The organism is Aquisalinus flavus, assembly GCF_014640095.1.
GTDB classification, from domain to species: Bacteria; Pseudomonadota; Alphaproteobacteria; order Caulobacterales; family Parvularculaceae; genus Aquisalinus; species Aquisalinus flavus.
In genome coordinates this window covers 253,722-269,578 of sequence record NZ_BMGH01000001.1, presented here as the reverse complement: position 1 = coordinate 269,578, position 15,857 = coordinate 253,722, and the positions used below count along the sequence as shown (strand labels likewise).

The 15,857-nt window shown below is 62.7% G+C and carries 15 protein-coding genes and 1 pseudogene; 11 read left to right on the top strand and 5 right to left on the bottom strand.

Annotated elements, in window-relative coordinates; genetic code table 11:
- Positions 1–2: 2 nt before the first annotated feature.
- A complete protein-coding gene (locus IEV88_RS01345; protein ID WP_188159503.1) occupies positions 3–569 on the bottom strand; it encodes a hypothetical protein in 567 nt (188 codons plus the stop codon).
- Between the two features lie 85 nt (positions 570–654).
- Positions 655–780 (bottom strand): type B 50S ribosomal protein L36, encoded by a 126-nt coding sequence (gene ykgO, locus IEV88_RS01340; RefSeq protein WP_155136725.1) that lies wholly within the window; start codon positions 778–780, stop codon positions 655–657.
- Between the two features lie 293 nt (positions 781–1,073).
- On the opposite strand from ykgO, the gene IEV88_RS01335 reads away from it, so the two are divergent.
- From IEV88_RS01335 to IEV88_RS01305, 7 genes and pseudogenes are all read left to right on the top strand, one after another.
- Positions 1,074–2,288 (top strand): lytic murein transglycosylase, encoded by a 1,215-nt coding sequence (locus tag IEV88_RS01335; protein ID WP_188159502.1) that lies wholly within the window; start codon positions 1,074–1,076, stop codon positions 2,286–2,288.
- Positions 2,289–2,355: 67 nt separating this feature from the next.
- A complete protein-coding gene (gene mnmC2, locus IEV88_RS01330) occupies positions 2,356–4,326 on the top strand; it encodes a tRNA (5-methylaminomethyl-2-thiouridine)(34)-methyltransferase MnmC2 (RefSeq protein WP_188159501.1) in 1,971 nt (656 codons plus the stop codon).
- 480 nt (positions 4,327–4,806) lie between these two features.
- Positions 4,807–5,253, top strand: coding sequence for a MarR family winged helix-turn-helix transcriptional regulator (locus IEV88_RS01325; RefSeq protein ID WP_188159500.1), 447 nt, complete (start codon positions 4,807–4,809; stop codon positions 5,251–5,253).
- Between the two features lie 33 nt (positions 5,254–5,286).
- The gene (locus IEV88_RS01320; protein ID WP_188159499.1) at positions 5,287–6,852 is read left to right on the top strand and encodes a PAS domain-containing protein; all 1,566 of its coding nucleotides are present in this window, start codon (positions 5,287–5,289) and stop codon (positions 6,850–6,852) included.
- Positions 6,849–7,238, top strand: coding sequence for a response regulator (locus IEV88_RS01315; protein ID WP_188159498.1), 390 nt, complete (start codon positions 6,849–6,851; stop codon positions 7,236–7,238). The genes IEV88_RS01320 and IEV88_RS01315 overlap by 4 nt, the downstream gene beginning before the upstream one ends.
- 43 nt (positions 7,239–7,281) lie before the next feature.
- Positions 7,282–7,431, top strand: a pseudogene (locus IEV88_RS15370) (DUF2256 domain-containing protein); the annotation flags it as partial.
- A 120-nt stretch (positions 7,432–7,551) separates the two neighbouring features.
- Entirely contained in the window at positions 7,552–8,289 is a 738-nt protein-coding gene (locus IEV88_RS01305; protein WP_188159496.1) for an SDR family NAD(P)-dependent oxidoreductase, read from the top strand.
- A gap of 39 nt (positions 8,290–8,328) precedes the next feature.
- Here the strand turns inward: IEV88_RS01305 and IEV88_RS01300 are convergent, their stop codons facing one another.
- Positions 8,329–8,847, bottom strand: a complete 519-nt coding sequence (locus IEV88_RS01300) for a type III secretion system chaperone family protein (RefSeq protein WP_188159495.1) — start codon at positions 8,845–8,847, stop codon at positions 8,329–8,331.
- Between the two features lie 171 nt (positions 8,848–9,018).
- On the opposite strand from IEV88_RS01300, the gene IEV88_RS01295 reads away from it, so the two are divergent.
- Positions 9,019–10,839 (top strand): amidase, encoded by a 1,821-nt coding sequence (locus IEV88_RS01295; RefSeq protein WP_206711305.1) that lies wholly within the window; start codon positions 9,019–9,021, stop codon positions 10,837–10,839.
- Positions 10,840–10,841: 2 nt separating this feature from the next.
- On the opposite strand, the gene IEV88_RS01290 is transcribed toward IEV88_RS01295, so the two are convergent.
- Both IEV88_RS01290 and IEV88_RS01285 read right to left on the bottom strand, forming a co-directional pair.
- On the bottom strand, positions 10,842–11,600 hold the full coding sequence (locus IEV88_RS01290) for an SDR family NAD(P)-dependent oxidoreductase (RefSeq protein WP_188160497.1): 759 nt from the start codon (positions 11,598–11,600) through the stop codon (positions 10,842–10,844).
- A 20-nt stretch (positions 11,601–11,620) separates the two neighbouring features.
- Entirely contained in the window at positions 11,621–12,355 is a 735-nt protein-coding gene (locus tag IEV88_RS01285) for an SDR family oxidoreductase (RefSeq protein ID WP_188159494.1), read from the bottom strand.
- A 168-nt stretch (positions 12,356–12,523) separates the two neighbouring features.
- Here IEV88_RS01285 and IEV88_RS01280 point away from each other — a divergent pair, with 168 nt between their 5' ends.
- From IEV88_RS01280 to IEV88_RS01270, 3 genes are all read left to right on the top strand, one after another.
- Positions 12,524–13,411, top strand: a complete 888-nt coding sequence (locus IEV88_RS01280) for an AraC family transcriptional regulator (protein ID WP_188159493.1) — start codon at positions 12,524–12,526, stop codon at positions 13,409–13,411.
- 87 nt (positions 13,412–13,498) lie between these two features.
- A complete protein-coding gene (locus IEV88_RS01275) occupies positions 13,499–14,635 on the top strand; it encodes a M14 family metallopeptidase (RefSeq protein ID WP_188159492.1) in 1,137 nt (378 codons plus the stop codon).
- A gap of 95 nt (positions 14,636–14,730) precedes the next feature.
- Positions 14,731–15,696, top strand: coding sequence for an early set domain-containing protein (locus IEV88_RS01270; RefSeq protein WP_188159491.1), 966 nt, complete (start codon positions 14,731–14,733; stop codon positions 15,694–15,696).
- Positions 15,697–15,857 lie beyond the last annotated feature (161 nt).

Below are 15,857 nucleotides of genomic sequence, written 5' to 3'. Positions count from 1 at the left end.
GTCTAGATTTCCTGGCCCGTCAGCACCTGCCGCAGGCGCGAGGACGCATCGCGCGCCGGCTCGTAATGGGGGTTCCATTTCAGCGCCTGCTGATAAAGATCGAACGCCGCCCGGTCCTCGCCATTGGCGTAGAGAATATCGGCGAGCTGGCTGGAGGCGATGAAGTGGCGTGGCTCCAGTTCCAGTGCCTCGCGATAGGCGTCGAGCGCGCGCTGACGCTCGTTCAGGGCGATCTTGATATTGGCCTGCAGCACCCAGCCCTGGGCGAAATGCGGCGCGAGCCCGGTGATGTGGTTCGCCAGTTCGTCGGCGAGGTCATATTCGTCATTATACATGGCCTCGGTCGCCCGCTCATACAGGATGTTGACGGTCGGGCTCGGCGCCGTCGCCCACACTTCGACAATGCGGTCGGTCGTCGCCTGCGCGTCGATCACGGTGCCGTCACGCAGTTCCGCGAACAGCGCCTCGAGCGACGGATCGGTCTGGTCGGCGGCTGCCGGCGCAAGGCTGGCGGCACCGATAGCGGCGAGGATGGCAAGAGCGGAAAAGACACAAGCAAAAAAGCGCATGCCCCGACTGTAGAGGGCGCTGCGCTGTTCGGCAATTGAGGTTTTTGTCAGAATCGTCGCGGGCACAGGACCGGCAGGCCGACGTTTAGCCCTGACGGGCCTTGTAGCGGCGCTGGGTCTTGTTGATCACGTAGATGCGGCCCTTGCGGCGCACGACGCGGCAGTCGCGGTGACGATTCTTCAGGGATTTAAGCGAGCTTCTTACTTTCATGGCCTTGGCCCTTAAATAATGCGGTTCGTGTTCAGGAATGCCGTGAGGCTGCGCATGGCGCCGCCGTGAGCGCCGGGACGTAGCGGACGGCCCCTTCACTGTCAAGGCCCGGCTTGTTGATGGCCCGGCTTATTCATGGCTCGGCTTGTCTGTGGCCCAGCTTATCCCCGTACCGCCTGTAGGTGCTATCTTAACCACCCTTTCCGCATCGTCACTGGACGGCCCGGCTTAATTTTGCCTAGAATCACCGGCAGTTACCCAGAACAGCCCTGACCCGACGGAGTGCCTGACCCATGACGCTACGCCCCCTCGCCTTCCTTGCCGCCGCTGGCGCGCTTTCGTTTGGCGGTCTTGCCGCGGCCCAGGATGACGGCGAGACCGGCTTCGCCGCCTGGAAAGACGCGTTCCGTGCCAGCGCGATCGAGCAGGGTATCCCGGCCAGCGTCTATGACGCGGAGATGGAAAGCGTCACCCGCATCCCCCGCGTGATGGAGCTGAACGCCGATCAGCCGGAATTCACCAAGGCGATCTGGGAATATCTCGAGATTGCCGTCTCGGACACCCGTGTTTCCAACGGCCTCAACAATTACAACGCCAACCGGGAATTACTGGCCGAGATCGAGGGCGCCTATGGCGTCGATGCCGAGATCATCACCGCCATCTGGGGCCTGGAATCCGCCTATGGCCAGATCCTCGGCAATTATGACGTGCTGTCGGCGCTGGCAACCCTCGGCTATGAGGGCCGCCGCACCAGCTTCGGCCGCGAGCAGCTGGTCGCCGCGCTCGAGATCATCGCCAAGGATTATGCCGACCGTGACCAGCTCAAAGGCTCCTGGGCCGGGGCGATGGGCCAGACCCAGTTCATCCCGACGACCTATCTCGCCTATGCCGTGGACCAGAATGCCGACGGGCGGCGCAATCTGTGGGCCGACCTGCCCGACGTGTTCGGCTCGACCGCAAATTACCTGCGCAAGTCGGGCTACACCGCCGACCAGCCCTGGGGCTTCGAGGTCTCGCTACCGGATGATTTCGACTATTCGACCGCTGACCGCTCGATCCGCAAATCCGCCGCAAGCTGGTCGCAGGCCGGCGTGACCCGGGCCGACGGCACCCCCCTCGGCGACCATATCGACCTGAACGAGGAAGGTTTCATTTTCGTGCCCGCCGGCTCGGCCGGGCCGGCCTTCATCGCGTTTTCGAATTTCAACGCGATCCTGCGCTATAACAACTCGACCTCCTACGCTCTCGGCATCGGCCTGTTGAGCGACCACATCGCCGGGCGCGCGACCGGCTTTTCAAAAGACTGGCCGCGCAATGACCGCCCGCTGTCGCTCAGCGAGCGCAAATCGCTGCAGCAGGCGCTTGCCGATGCCGGCTACGATCCGGGCCCGGTCGACGGCATCATTGGCGCAGGCACCCGCGCCGCCTTGCGCAAATGGCAGGCCGACAACGGCATGGAGCCGGACGGTTATGCCTCCGACGCGGTCCTTGAAGCGCTGCAGGGCTAGTTGCAGACTGCCATGGTTGCAGACTGCCATGGTTGCAGACTGCAAGAGGCGGGCTTAATCAGCCCTCATGACCGACCAGGGCAAGGCACCCCCTTTCAGCGAGACCCTTCCCACCGCCGACCTTGACTGGTCGGCGGGCGATGCGGTGCGGTCCGCCGCCTTCGGCGATGTCTATTTCTCCGACCGCGGCGGCCTCGAGGAAACGCAGCACGTCTTCCTCGCCGGCAATGATCTGTCCGCGCGTTTTGCCGCGCTCGACGAAGGCGGGATTTTCACCATCGCCGAAACGGGTTTCGGCACCGGGCTCAACATCCTCGCTGCCTGGCAGGCTTGGGACGACCGCGGCCACGGCAAGGGTAACCTTCATGTTTTTTCCGTTGAGGGCTTTCCCCTGACAGCGGCTGATTTCGGTGCGGCACAGGACCGCGTCGGCAGGTGCTGGCCGATGCTTGCTCCCTATGCGGAGCGCCTGGCCGTGGCCTATCCGGCGCTGACACCGGGCGTTCACACGATCTATCTTGCCCCGGATGTGACCCTGACCCTCGCTCTCGGCGAGGCCGGGACGATGTTGGCCGAGGCGGATTTCAGGGCCGATGCCTGGTTTCTCGACGGCTTCTCCCCGGCACTCAACGAAGACATGTGGCGCGATGACATCTTTGCCGCGATCGGCAGGCTCAGTGCGCCGGGCACGACCGCCGCCACCTTCACCGTTGCCGGCACCGTGCGCAGGCGCCTGCAGGCCAATGGCTTCGAGATCGAGAAACGCCCCGGCTTCGGCCGCAAGCGGGAGATGCTGACAGCGATACGTCCGGACACAGAGGATCTGCAAGATGATAAGGATAGAGCCGGCAGGCGGGATGAGCCAGCGCCCTGGTTCAGCCTGCGCCAGCTGCACAGGCCTGCCATCGAGGAACCGGTCCACATCGCCGGTGCCGGTATCGCCGGCGCGAGCCTTGCCTGGACCCTGCGCCGCGCGGGCCGCAAGGTCGCAATCCATGACCCGGCCGGCATGGCGGCGGGCGCCTCCGGCAATCCGGCGGGCCTGATCATGCCGCGGCTCGACCTCGGCGATACGCCGGCGCGGCACTTCTATCGCCAGGCATACCTGCACACGGTGCGGCTGATCGAACAGCTGGAAAAAGAAACGGGCACAGACATCTTTGCCTCCCGCGGCGGGCTGATGCTCGCCTTGTCGCCTGAGGACACAGACCGCCATCGCGCCCTCGCCGCGAGCGGGATCCTGCCGGCCGGCTGGCTGGAACTCGTCGACAGCGGCCGGGCCCGCCAGATCGCGGCAACGGATATGACCCTGCCCGACGATGCCCTTCATCTGTATCTGCCGCAGGCCGGAACGATCAGGCCGCCCCGTTTCGTCGCAGCGCTTCTGCGCGATGTCGACATTGCCGGCGAGCCTGCCCCGGAGACGGCAGGCGTCATCATCGAGGCGAAGGGCTCCAGCGCCATCGTGCCGGGTGACGGTCATCTCGCAGCCTCCCTGGGGCAGATAGATCGCCTCGACATGCCGCCGCCAGCCTGCGCCATCACCTTTGGTAATTACATCGCCCCGCTCGGCGGCGGGGTCGTGACCGGTGCGACCTATGACAAGGCGCCTGCTGGCTATGGCAAGCTGCCCGCCCCGGAGCCGGATGCAAGCCGCAGCCGGCGCAATATCGATGCCGCGAGCATGGTAATGCCGGCCATCGCCTCGGCACCGCTCACGGACGCCCGCGCCGCCTGGCGCTGCGTCACCGCCGACCGTCACCCGGTCGCGGGCCCGCTGCCGGATTTGGCTGAATTCCTGGCTGACTATGATGAGTTGCGCACCGGGATGAAAGGTCCCTACCCGCCTGCGACATGGCGCAAAGGCGCTTTTACCCTGACAGGGCTTGGCTCGCGCGGACTTGTCACCGCGCCTCTATGTGCAGCTATGATAAGCGCCATGATCACGAACGCGCCGATGCCCGTCAGCCCCGCGGTTGTTGCGATGCTGTCGGCGGCACGGTTTGTCGTCCGCGACCTGAAAAGGAACGCAGGCTGAATATCGGGGCTGAGAATCAGGAAAGCGGGCAAGGCGGGGGCCGGCCCCTGAGGAACCGGCCCCCTGATCCTGCCAGCAGGGGGAGAGAGAGCTGACAGGATGTCCAACAGCCCGTACGGGCCGAAACCAGAAGGCCCGCTGTGGGGCCAAAATCAGAGAGGGCGTTGCCGATACGCAGGCAACGCCCTCGGATGTTTCGCCGGTCAGGGGGGAGAGAGAGAAACCGACGAAAATCAAATCTGGCTTGCAACAGGGGCTGATACCCCGTCGGCAGAATGGCTCGTACTGACAGTGCGCAACGCTCGAGCCATTTGCCGGAGCTGATGTGGCAAGCACCTCAACTCATTGCTAGTAGCAAACATATATTTTGTAACATCGTTACGGTCAAGATTATTGATTGCTACTAGCATTGTTTTTTTGTAACGTCGCGCTAGGTCAGCAAAAACAATAGTTTAGCTGGCGTCTCATTTGGGGGAGTAAATGAGTGAGGAACGAGACATCGCACCAGACCGCAAAGCCCGCGGCATAGCGTTATTGCTGGAACAGACTGCCCGGCTCGTCTATGACGAGAAACAGCCAAGGGCATTGCACGCTGTGCAATGGTCGGCCCTGCGATATCTGGAACGGGCCGGCGCCAAGAGCCGCAACGTGGCGGGGCTTGCGAAATATCTCGGCGTTACGAGCGGTCCGGCATCGCGCACCGCCGCGTCGCTGGTCAGCCGGGGCCTTGCCGAAGTCATGGATTCGCCCACGGATTCGCGCACCAAGATCATCAACCTTACCGATGCAGGCCATGCCGCGCTGGAACATGATCCGCTCAACCGCTGCGCCAGGATCGTCCACGAACTCGGCGATGACGAGCTTTCCACGCTTGCCCTTGCCCTGAACAAGCTGCATTCAAGGCTGTCAAAGCCGTCGGACGATTGATCCTTACACGGCATCCGCATACGGGCACTTGTCATGGAACCGCTGAACAAGGACATTCTGGAAGCGATCGACCGGTCGATGATCGGCTATGCGATCTTCCATCGCGATGGCCGTGTCGTTCATGCCTCCTCCAGCGCCCGCTATCTGCTCGGCTTTTCGCCCCAGGCCGAGCTTATCGGCAAGCGCTGGCATCAGCTCGATCACGACACGGAGAAAATGCAGTCCTTGCGCTGGGCGGCCTATGAAGACTTCCTCGCATCCCGCGCACACTGGCAAGGCGTTCTGCGCTGGGTCTGGCCGGACGGGTCGAAGCGCTATTACGATTCGACGGCCAGCTATTATTCTGACGATCAGATCGTCATCGTCCTCAACGACCGCACCGAGCAGGTTCTCGCCCAGCGCAAGCTTCAGGAGCGCGAACGCCTGATCTCGAACATTCTCGACCGACTGCCCCTCGGCATCATGCTGCAGGATCGCGACGGGACGATCCGGTATATCAATAACGAGCTGGCCAGAAGCTATGGCGTGCGGGCGCAAGATGCGATCGGCCGCAAGCCCCATGACGTTCCCGGTCTGGAGTATCGCAATCATATCGAGCCGCTATTCGATGAAGCGCTTGCCTCCGGCGCGCCGGTCACAGGCCGGCCGCTGAGAGTTAATGCCGGCCCCCTCAAAGGCACCCACTGGCTCGTCCATCTGTATCCCCTTGCCGGAAGCAGTGGCACGTTAGACCGCCTGCTGACGGTCGAGTTCGACAGGACGGACCGGGTCAGGCTTGCCGAGGAAAAGAGCGTCTATCAGCGAAAGCTCCACGAGCTGCAGAAGATCGAAGCCCTGAACCGGTTCGCCGGCGGCCTCGCCCACGAACTGTCCAACATTCTCCATCCCGCAGGGGTCTATGCCCGTGCGCTCAAAGCGCAGCCGGACCAGCCGGACCGGGAGAAACTCCTTGAACGCATCAATACCGCCGTGCTGCAGGCGGGCGAAATCCTGCGGCAGACCCTGTCCATGGCCCGTGGCGGCACCAGCGGCCTCAAGCCGGTTGATCTGAAGTCCTTTCTGGAAGACCTGCTCTCCTATGCGCAGGATGTCGCGACAACCGGCCTCGTCTATCATCTCGATATCGCCGGGGATGATCTGATCGCGATGGCGGACGATGTGGAGTTGCGCCAGGTGATGCTGAACCTCATCGTCAACGCATCCGATGCCCAGAATGCCACGGGAAACATCTTCATCTCCGCCGGCCGCGGCGGCATACCGCCGGCGGAGATGGATATTGCCCCCCTCTCGGCCGGGCCGTTTGTATGGATCGAAGTGCAGGACGAAGGCAACGGCATCTCCGCAGAAACCCGCGCCAATATCTTCGAGCCGTTCTTTACAACCAAGAAACGCGGGAAAGGCATCGGTCTCGGGCTTGCCGTGGTGCAGGGCATGGTGACAGGATGGGGCGGCATTGTCAGCGTGCGTAACAGTGCGAAAGGCGGCGCGGTCTTCCGGGTCTGGATGCCGGAGAGCCGGGCCCATCCGCAAGTTCCGGCCGTACCGCAAGGCGCCAACCAGAAAGACGCCATCCAGAAAGACGATGGGGATACGGAGTGAAGTCAGTCCTGATCATTGAAGACGACATTTCGGTCGCCGAAGCAGTTTCCTTCGTCCTCGAACGCAATGGCTTTCGCACGACACGGGTCGAGACCGGTGCCGCAGCGGCGGCGCTGCTGAAGAGCCAACATTTCTGCGGTGCCCTCGTCGATGTCTGGCTGGGCGAAGAAGACGGCCTCGACGTGCTCGCCAGCCTGCGCGCGCAGGGCAATACCCTGCCGGTGGTCGTCATGTCCGGCGGCGGCCCGGGCCACACGCTGGAATCCGTTTCGGCACGCGCCGATGTGCTCGATGCCTGCGCCGTCCTGTTCAAGCCTTTTACCGACGAAGAACTGCTCGATGCCGTCAATCGCTCCTGTCCTGACGCCGGGTGTGCGGCGGATTGACAGGCTCCCTTTCCGCAATCCCGCCGCCGGCTATATTCCGGCCATGAAACGCAATGGCAAGACGGTGAGCAAGTATGACCTGCCGCAGAAGACCTGCGCGGCCTGCGGCCTGCCATTCGCCTGGCGCAAGAAGTGGGAACGGGACTGGGACAGCGTCCGCTATTGCTCCCAGCGCTGCCGCCAGTCGAAATCTATAGCGTTTCCCGGTGAAGTGGAAACCGGTTCACCGTCAGGAAACACGACAAACGAGGAGTCTGGGTCGTTTCAGCGTTTCCACAGAATGCTGAAACGATCCAGTAGCAAGGAGTGAGCAATGACGGTCGATCTGTCGAGTTTCGGGAAGGATATCACCGCAGTCGTCTTCGGCGCCGGCGGCGGTATCGGCTCTGCCTTCGTCAACCAGCTCGCTGCCCATGATGCTGTCGTCAGGGTCCACGCCTTGTCACGCAAGCCTGCCGCCAGTTCCGGCAAGGTCCGGTTCACCGGCTGCGACATCACCGACGAGGAACAGGTCCGCGCCGCAGCTCAGGCGATTGACGGCCCGATCCAGCTCTGCCTCATCGCCACGGGTATTCTGCATGGTGACGACATAGCGCCGGAAAAATCCACCAGCGCCCTTGAGGCCGAGATGATGGCCCGGGTGCTGCGCATCAACACGATCGCCCCCGCCCTCGCCGCGAAGCACTTCCTGCCCCTTCTCGACCGCGACCGGAAATCCACCCTCGCCGCGCTTTCGGCCCGGGTCGGGTCGATCGGCGATAACAGGATCGGCGGCTGGCACAGCTATCGCGCGTCCAAGGCCGCCTTGAACCAGATCATCCGTACCATGTCGATCGAGCTCGCCCGCAAGAACAGGCAGGCGCTGATCGTCGGCCTGCATCCCGGCACCGTCGATACCGGCCTGTCCGAACCGTTCCAGAAAAACGTGCCGGATAACAAGCTGTTCTCGCCGGATTATTCGACCGGCGAGATGCTGTCCGTGATCAATCGATTGACGGCCGACGACAGCGGCTGGTGTTTCGACTACGCCGGGAAGCGCATCGAGCCCTGATCGCCGGCCAGGCTGGCCTACTTGTTCGCCGGGATTTGTCTATTCGCCGGCATAATCCGGCCAGATGTCCTGGACGATGACGTCTACCGCCGAGAGGAAATTCTCGTAATTGACCTTGATGTTTTCCATCGTCTGGCCGCCATCGAGGATGAGATAGCGGCTGATGCCAAGCTGGCCATCCTCCTGCCAGACGCTGGTGACGAAAGTGCGTTTGCTCGCTGCATTGACGACAGCGTCGTCGACCCGGTCACTCGCCGCATAGGTGACGACCATGTGGATCCCGTTACAGCTTGGCACACCGTCTTCCGAACAGACTGTACCGATCATGCGATAGTTGAGCCCCTCAGGCGTCGCCGCGTTGACCGACACGGCACCATTCTCGCCGGTCGATATGATTTCGTCGCCAGCCACGGCAACAAGCGCTTCCAGCTCTTCCAGCGTGATTGAACGGACAAGACGCGAATCATCTGCCAGCGTCAGGTCCTGCGCCATTGCCATGCCGGCCAGGACGGTGGCTGCAGCGGCGCCTGCCAGCAATTTTGATACCGGGTTTTTCATGGTTCTCTCCCTCAAAATATCCCCTGCTTTCGAGACTAGGCCGGTTGGCGCCCTCGAATCAAGCCGGGGCTGAGCAGGACTGTATCCGGTCGCCAAACGGCAGCTTGACGCGCCGCACGGGCTGCTTACCCTTGCCCGGATGACACGAGGGTCGGGACGAGGAGCCATCAGATGACCGAACAAGACAAGCGCGAAAAACCGGCTGCGCAGCATGGTGACCTGCGCCGTGATTTCCTGCGCAAGGCAACCCTTGGCGCCCTGACCGTCCCGCTGGTCAGCGCCTGCTCGCAACAATCGTCCCAGGGCTCATCAAAGGGAGACAGCCAGATGCAGGGCGTTCCTCAAGGACTGGTCAAGGGTGAAGCAGAGACCGGCGGTCTGACGGTCGACACGTTGGCGCAAGCCGAAAAGGTTCTCGGCCTCGACTATACCGGCGCAGAGCGTGAGCAAATGCTCGGCTTCGTCGAAAGCCAGCTGGAATTGATCGCCAGCATCCGCGCCCAGGCGATGCCGAACGACCTCTCCCCGGCCTTGACCTTCGATCCGCGCCTGCCCGACAGCCCGCAGCCGCCGGCGCAGGAAGTCTTCTCCCCGGCAGCAGAAGCGACAAGCCTTCCGTCCACGGATAGCGAAATCGCCTTCGCCTCGGCCCTGTCGCTCGGGCGCTGGTTGCGCGACGGGTCGATTACCTCACGCCGGCTGACGGAACTCTATCTTGACCGGATCGAGCGCTTCGGCGGCCAGCTTGAATGTTTCGTCACGGTCACGCCCGAACTGGCGCTGCAACAGGCCGATGAAGCCGACCGTCTGCTCGCGGCGGGCACGGACAAGGGACCGCTGCACGGCATCCCCTATGTGATGAAGGACATCATCGACACGGCCGGCGTGCGCACCAGCTGGGGCGCGGAACCGTACAAGGACCGCATCGCCGGGAACGATGCCACCGTCACACGACTGCTGAGGGAAGGCGGCGCGGTGCATCTGGCCAAATCCACCGCCGGGGCGATCGCCTATGGCGACATCTGGTTCGGCGGCGTCACCCGCAATCCGTGGAACCCGAACGAAGGCTCTTCCGGTTCCTCCGCCGGGTCGGCCTCGGCAACGGCAGCGGGCCTGTGCGCCTTCTCTATCGGGACGGAAACGCTTGGCTCCATTGTCTCCCCGTCGGAGCGCTGCGGCACAACCGGCCTGCGCCCCACTTTCGGGCGCGTATCGCGCAGCGGCGCCATGGCGCTGTGCTGGTCGCTCGACAAGATCGGCCCGATCTGCCGTTATGCGGAGGATACCGCGGCGGTGATGAGCGTCATCAACGGATATGACGCCTCGGACCCTTCGAGCCTGCGCAGCAATTTTGCCTATGACGGCACGAGCGACCTGTCCGGCCTGACCATCGGTTTTGTGCCCGGCTGGTACGAAAACGCCGACGATGTCGACAAGGCGGCGCTGGAAGCGGCCCGCGGCCTCGGCGCGAGCTTGCGCGAAATCGCCTGGCCGGACCTGCCCTATGGCGACCTGACCACCATCGTGCTTGCCGAAGCCGCTGCAGCCTTTGCCGAGCTGACACTGGAAAACCGCGACGACGAGCTGACCTGGCAGGACGACAATGCCTGGCCGAACTCGTGGCGCGGCGTGCGCTTCTATTCCGCCGTCGACTATATCCAGCTCGACCGGCTGCGCCGCCGGGTGATGCGCGAAGTCGGTGCCACCTTCGACGGTATCGACGCGCTGATCGGTCCCAGCTTTGCCGGCGGCGCGCTGACAGCGACGAACTTTACCGGTCATCCCTGTCTTGCGCTAAAAGCCGGTTTCGCCGACCGCCCGACACGGACGATCTTTGGCCAGCCTGCGGACGAGAGCGGCGAGACGTTCCGGGTGCCGCGCTCGACCTCGATCTGGGGGCCGCTCTTCGGCGAGAATGCCATTGTGCGGGTCGGCGCAGCGCTCGAACGCGAACTGGGCGTTTCCAATGAACACCCAGCCGCCTTCATCTGACGTCAGAGGAACATCCCACCGGATGCCTCTATACGCTGGCCGGTGACCCAGTCCAGGTCACCGGACACGAGGGCCGCAATGGCAGCCCCGATATCCTCAGGCCGCCCGGCCCGGCCGAGGCCCGTGACGCTGGCGACGAAGGCGTTGAGTTCCCCATTGTCTCTCACTGCACCCCCGCCGAAATCGGTCTCGATTGCGCCCGGCGCCAGCGTATTGACGCGGATCTGCCGTGCGCCCAGTTCCTTGGCGAGATAGCGGGTCATCACCTCGATGCCCCCTTTCATCATCGCATAGGCGGCATAGCCCGGCAGGGAGAACCGTGCGAGACCGGAGGAGATATTCACGACATGCCCGCCATCCTTCATCATCGGCAGCAGCGTCTGGGTCAGCATGAACGGGCCCTTCAAATGCACGTTCATCAGCAGGTCGAACTGCGCCTCGCTCGTCTCCATGAAGGGTGCGTGAACGCCCATGCCGGCATTGTTGATCAGGATGTCAAAATCCGCACGATCCCAAATTGCCTGCAGGCTGTCACCGACCTGTGCGGCGAATTCGTCGAAACTCGCCGCATCACCGGTGTTGAGCTGCAGGGCGACAGCCTTGCGGCCTTTCTGTTCGATCGTTGTAACGACCTCTTCCGCCGCCTCGGCGTTGGAATGATAGGTCAGAATGATATCGTGACCCTTGCCGGCCAGATGCTCGGCCATGCTGCGACCAAGGCCGCGGCTGCCGCCGGTAATCAGTGCAATGCTCATAGTTATCCTCCTTGGGTATTTCGATGTTAGATTGCGCTTGTTCTGGGACGGATGATGATTTCGTTCGTATCCACATCATCCGGCTGCGAAATGGCGAAGAGAACGCCGCGGGCGATCGCCATCGGATCGAGGGAATCCTCGCGAAGCTGGCGCAGAAACTCCTTGGCCGTGTCGTCGGTGATGTCATGACCAAGCTCGGTTGTGGTCACGCCCGGCGAGATGAGCGTCACGCGGACAGACCTGCTCTCCTGACGCAATCCCTCTGACAGGGCGCGGACGGCATATTTACTGGCGCAATAGACCGCCGCCGTCGGGGCGACGGCGTGCGCGGCAACGGAGGCCGTATTGATGATCTGGCCGCCACCCTGGTCTTCCATGACCGGCAGCACAGCCGCGATGCCGTTCAGGACGCCCTTGATGTTGATGTCGATGATGTCGTTCCACTCATCGGTCCTGAGCGCGCTCATCGGCGCCAGTGGCATGATCCCGGCATTGTTGAACATCACGTCTACCCGGCCGAAGGCTTCGATGGCCAGGTTGACCACCGCGTGAACCTGAGCGGCATCGCGCACATCGCATGTCTTGAAGACCACCTCCCCGCCTGCGGTCGCGATCTCGTCGGCAAGCCCCGCCAGCCGGTCTTCACGCCGGGCTGCGAGCACGAGTTTCGCCCCCGTGCCCGCAAGCAGTCTGGCCGTGGCCTCGCCGATCCCGCTGCTCGCGCCGGTGATGATCACAACCTTGTTCTCTACGTTTTGCATGGTTAGCTCCATTTCTGTTTCGATGGACAAACCCTAGTCAACGAGGACCCGCCCGGTAACTGACAGAAATCCGGCATTCTTGCACGATCCTGCAAATGTGCGGCGCAAGCCCTGTTGCCGGTGAAGCAAAGCCGCTATAAAAGCCCAGTCAAAGAGAGGATTCTTCTCATGATCACGCATCAGCAAACTCGGGAGCTCGCGAGCCTTTTTGCCGGTTTCTCTGACGGCCTGAGCGAGCAGCAAACCGGTGTCGCCGGTCTTTCCTGTTACAAGGCGACGGAGTCAGGCCAGTCCATGCCGAGTGTCTATGACCCGTGCCTGTGCCTGATCGTCAGCGGTCGAAAGGAAATCCGCGCAGGCGATCGGCTTTTCAGCTATGGCGGGGGCGACCTCCTCGTTGCTTCCATAGACATGCCGGTGACCGGCTGCGTCGTCGAGGCCGGGCCGCAAGAACCCTATCTCTGTATCAAGATCGATCTCGACCGCGCGATCCTGACGGAGCTTGCCGCAGGCCTGCAAGCCCCCGGACCGGACCTGCCGTCACCTTCCGGCATCGTCATCGGCCAGGCCGGCGAGGCCCTTGCCGACGCGGTCCTGCGCCTTTCCCGTCTGACGCAGACGCCGGAAGACGCCGCAACCCTGGGACCGCTGATCACGCGGGAAATCCATTATCGCCTGCTGAAAAGTCCGCAGGGCCACGACATTGCCGCGCTGGTCATCAAGGGCAGCATGCTGCAGCGCCTGTCTGCCTCGGTTCTCCTGATCAAGGAAAACTTCAACGAGGCGCTCAGTGTAGAGACGTTGGCGTCGGCGGCCAATATGAGTATCTCGTCCTTCCACCACCACTTCAAGGCCTTGACCGGCGTCTCCCCTATTCAGTACCAGAAGCGCCTGCGCCTGAACGAAGCACGCCGTCTCATGCTGGCGGACGGCGTCACTGCATCCGGCGCCGCCTTCCGTGTCGGCTATGAAAGTGCGGCGCAGTTCAGTCGCGACTATGCACGGCTGTTCGGCGCTCCGCCGGCCCGAGACATCAGGAAGATGCAGGCTGCCTGATGGTTACCCACCCGGTTGCCCGGTTGCCATGGCCCGGCACACGGCCTACCTATCCCGCACGAGACGTAGAAGCTTCAAGGAGCGGTCATGCCGGAAAAACTCTTCATCTCCAGCAATTTCGATGGCGGGAACATCATCTGCAAATCTTGCGATGACGCGAGCGATATTCGCCTTGAAATCCGCAAGGACCACCAGTCCGATTTCTATCAATGGTTCTATTTCCGCCTGACCGGCGCCGAGGCCGTGCCCTGCACCATGACCATTGAGAACGCGGCGAGCGCCGCCTATCCGCAGGGCTGGCCGGACTATCGCGCCGTTGCCTCCTATGACCGCGAAACATGGTTTCGCGTCGATACGGCGTATAAGGATGGCAAGCTGGTCATCAACCATACGCCAGGGCTGAATTCGGTCTATTACGCCTATTTCGCGCCCTATTCCATGGAGCGCCATGCCGACCTGATCGCCTCCGCAGCCCTGTCGGACCGCTGCCACGCCTCCGTCCTCGGCCAGACCCTCGACGGGCAGGATATGGATTTGCTTACCATCGGCGAGCCCGGAGACGGCAAGAAGGTCTTCTGGGTCGATGCCCGCCAGCATCCGGGCGAGACCATGGCTGAATGGTGGATGGAAGGCTTCCTCGACCGTCTGCTCGACGAGGCTGACCCGGTCGCCCGCACCCTGCTCGACCAAGTCGTCTTCTATGTCGTGCCGAACATGAACCCGGACGGCGCGCGCCGCGGCCATCTGCGCACCAATGCGGTCGGCACCAATCTCAACCGCGAATGGGACAAGGCCAGCCTCGAGAAAAGCCCGGAAGTCTATCATGTGCTGGAAAAAATGAAGGAAACGGGCGTCGATCTCTCTTTAGATGTCCACGGGGATGAAGCCCTGCCCTATAATTTCATCGCGGGCGCCGAAGGCATCGAGGGCTGGAGCAATCGCGACCAGATGCTGCTCGACCATTTCAAAAACGCCTATGTCGCGGCGAGCCCCGACTTCCAGACCAAGGTCGGCTATCCGGTAGGCGCACCGGGCAGTGCGGACCTGTCGATCTGTACGAATTATATGGCAAAGACCTTCGGCTGCCTCGCCATGACCTTGGAGATGCCGTTCAAGGACACGGTCGAAACGCCGGACCCGGAGTATGGCTGGTCTCCCGCCCGCTGCGCCCGCCTCGGCGGTGCGGCGCTCGACGCCATGCTGTCGACCCTGAAGCAGATGTAGCGCCCCCCGCGCTTCCCAGTGGCCCTTGGGGCGCGCGCATGCTATGTTAGCGCTCACCAAAACAAGAATCAAAAGCCACAGGGAAGGAAATCAACATGACCATCAAGGGATTACGCCTGTTTGCCTGCGCCGCTGCCTATGCCGCCGCCGGCGCTCTCACCACCGCCAGCGCGCAGGACATGGCACTGACCGAAGACGGCTATTACGCCAAGCCGGGTGCCAATGTCCTCGTCTTCTCAAATTATTATGACAGCCTGTTTTCGGATTCGAAGATTTCCGGCGTCGAGATCGTGCAGCACGGCATCCGCACCGCGACCAATGGCGATGTCCGCCTCTCGGCAACGCCCGGCCAGTGGGACCCGATCGGCCTGTTCGTCGAGCGTGAGGTGAACGAGGAAGACGGCGTCATCACCGCAACCCTCAATTATGACGAGTACGATTTTTCCTATACGATCCGTTCAGAGACCAAAGGCGACGCGGTCGTAATCAGCGTCACCCTGCCCAAGGCCCTGCCGAAGGAACTGGAGGGCAAGGCCGGTTTCAACCTCGAATTCATCCCGTCGCAATATTGGGACAAGCCCTATCTCGCCGATGGCAGGCCCGGCCTGTTCCCGGCCTATGCCGCGAGCGCGATGGAGATGCCCTATCAGGACGAGGCCTGGGGCACACGGGCCGAGCCGAAAGCCATCGCGACGGCCAAGACCTTCGTACTCGCCCCCGGCGATGACAGCCATCAGGTGACCATCAGTGCCGGGACCACCGATATCTCCCTCTATGATGGCCGCAACCAGGCGCAGAACGGCTGGTATGTGTTCCGCTCGCTGCTGCCCTCAGGCAAGAAAGGCCGCGTGCTGGAATGGACCATCAACGTTGCCAGCGACCCTGATTTCGTGCGTGAACCGGTCGTCTCCTTCTCCCAGGTCGGCTATACACCGGACCGCCAGAAAATCGCCGTCGTGGAGCTGGACGAAAACGACACGGCCTCGGCCACTGCCACAATCCTGAAAATGGGCGCCGACGGCTCCGTCACAGCCGTGCTCGAACCGGCGGTCGAGCCATAGGGCGATTATCTGCGCTATGACTATGCGACGATCGACTTCAGCGAGATCACCGAGCCCGGCCTCTATGCCATCGACTATGACGGCCAGCGCACGGTCACCTTCCCAATAGCGGAAGACGTCTACGACACGACGTGGCATGCGACCCTCGATGTCTTCTTCCC

Coding starts and splice junctions, on each gene's coding strand:
- IEV88_RS01345 (WP_188159503.1), bottom strand. CDS start 569: ATGCGCTTTTTTGCTTGTGTCTTTTCCGCTCTTGCCATCCTCGCCGCT.
- IEV88_RS01320 (WP_188159499.1), top strand. CDS start 5,287: ATGGAACCGCTGAACAAGGACATTCTGGAAGCGATCGACCGGTCGATG.
- IEV88_RS01280 (WP_188159493.1), top strand. CDS start 12,524: ATGATCACGCATCAGCAAACTCGGGAGCTCGCGAGCCTTTTTGCCGGT.
- IEV88_RS01270 (WP_188159491.1), top strand. CDS start 14,731: ATGACCATCAAGGGATTACGCCTGTTTGCCTGCGCCGCTGCCTATGCC.
- IEV88_RS01305 (WP_188159496.1), top strand. CDS start 7,552: ATGACGGTCGATCTGTCGAGTTTCGGGAAGGATATCACCGCAGTCGTC.
- IEV88_RS01335 (WP_188159502.1), top strand. CDS start 1,074: ATGACGCTACGCCCCCTCGCCTTCCTTGCCGCCGCTGGCGCGCTTTCG.
- mnmC2 (WP_188159501.1), top strand. CDS start 2,356: ATGACCGACCAGGGCAAGGCACCCCCTTTCAGCGAGACCCTTCCCACC.
- IEV88_RS01285 (WP_188159494.1), bottom strand. CDS start 12,355: ATGCAAAACGTAGAGAACAAGGTTGTGATCATCACCGGCGCGAGCAGC.
- IEV88_RS01300 (WP_188159495.1), bottom strand. CDS start 8,847: ATGAAAAACCCGGTATCAAAATTGCTGGCAGGCGCCGCTGCAGCCACC.
- IEV88_RS01325 (WP_188159500.1), top strand. CDS start 4,807: ATGAGTGAGGAACGAGACATCGCACCAGACCGCAAAGCCCGCGGCATA.
- ykgO (WP_155136725.1), bottom strand. CDS start 780: ATGAAAGTAAGAAGCTCGCTTAAATCCCTGAAGAATCGTCACCGCGAC.
- IEV88_RS01275 (WP_188159492.1), top strand. CDS start 13,499: ATGCCGGAAAAACTCTTCATCTCCAGCAATTTCGATGGCGGGAACATC.
- IEV88_RS01295 (WP_206711305.1), top strand. CDS start 9,019: ATGACCGAACAAGACAAGCGCGAAAAACCGGCTGCGCAGCATGGTGAC.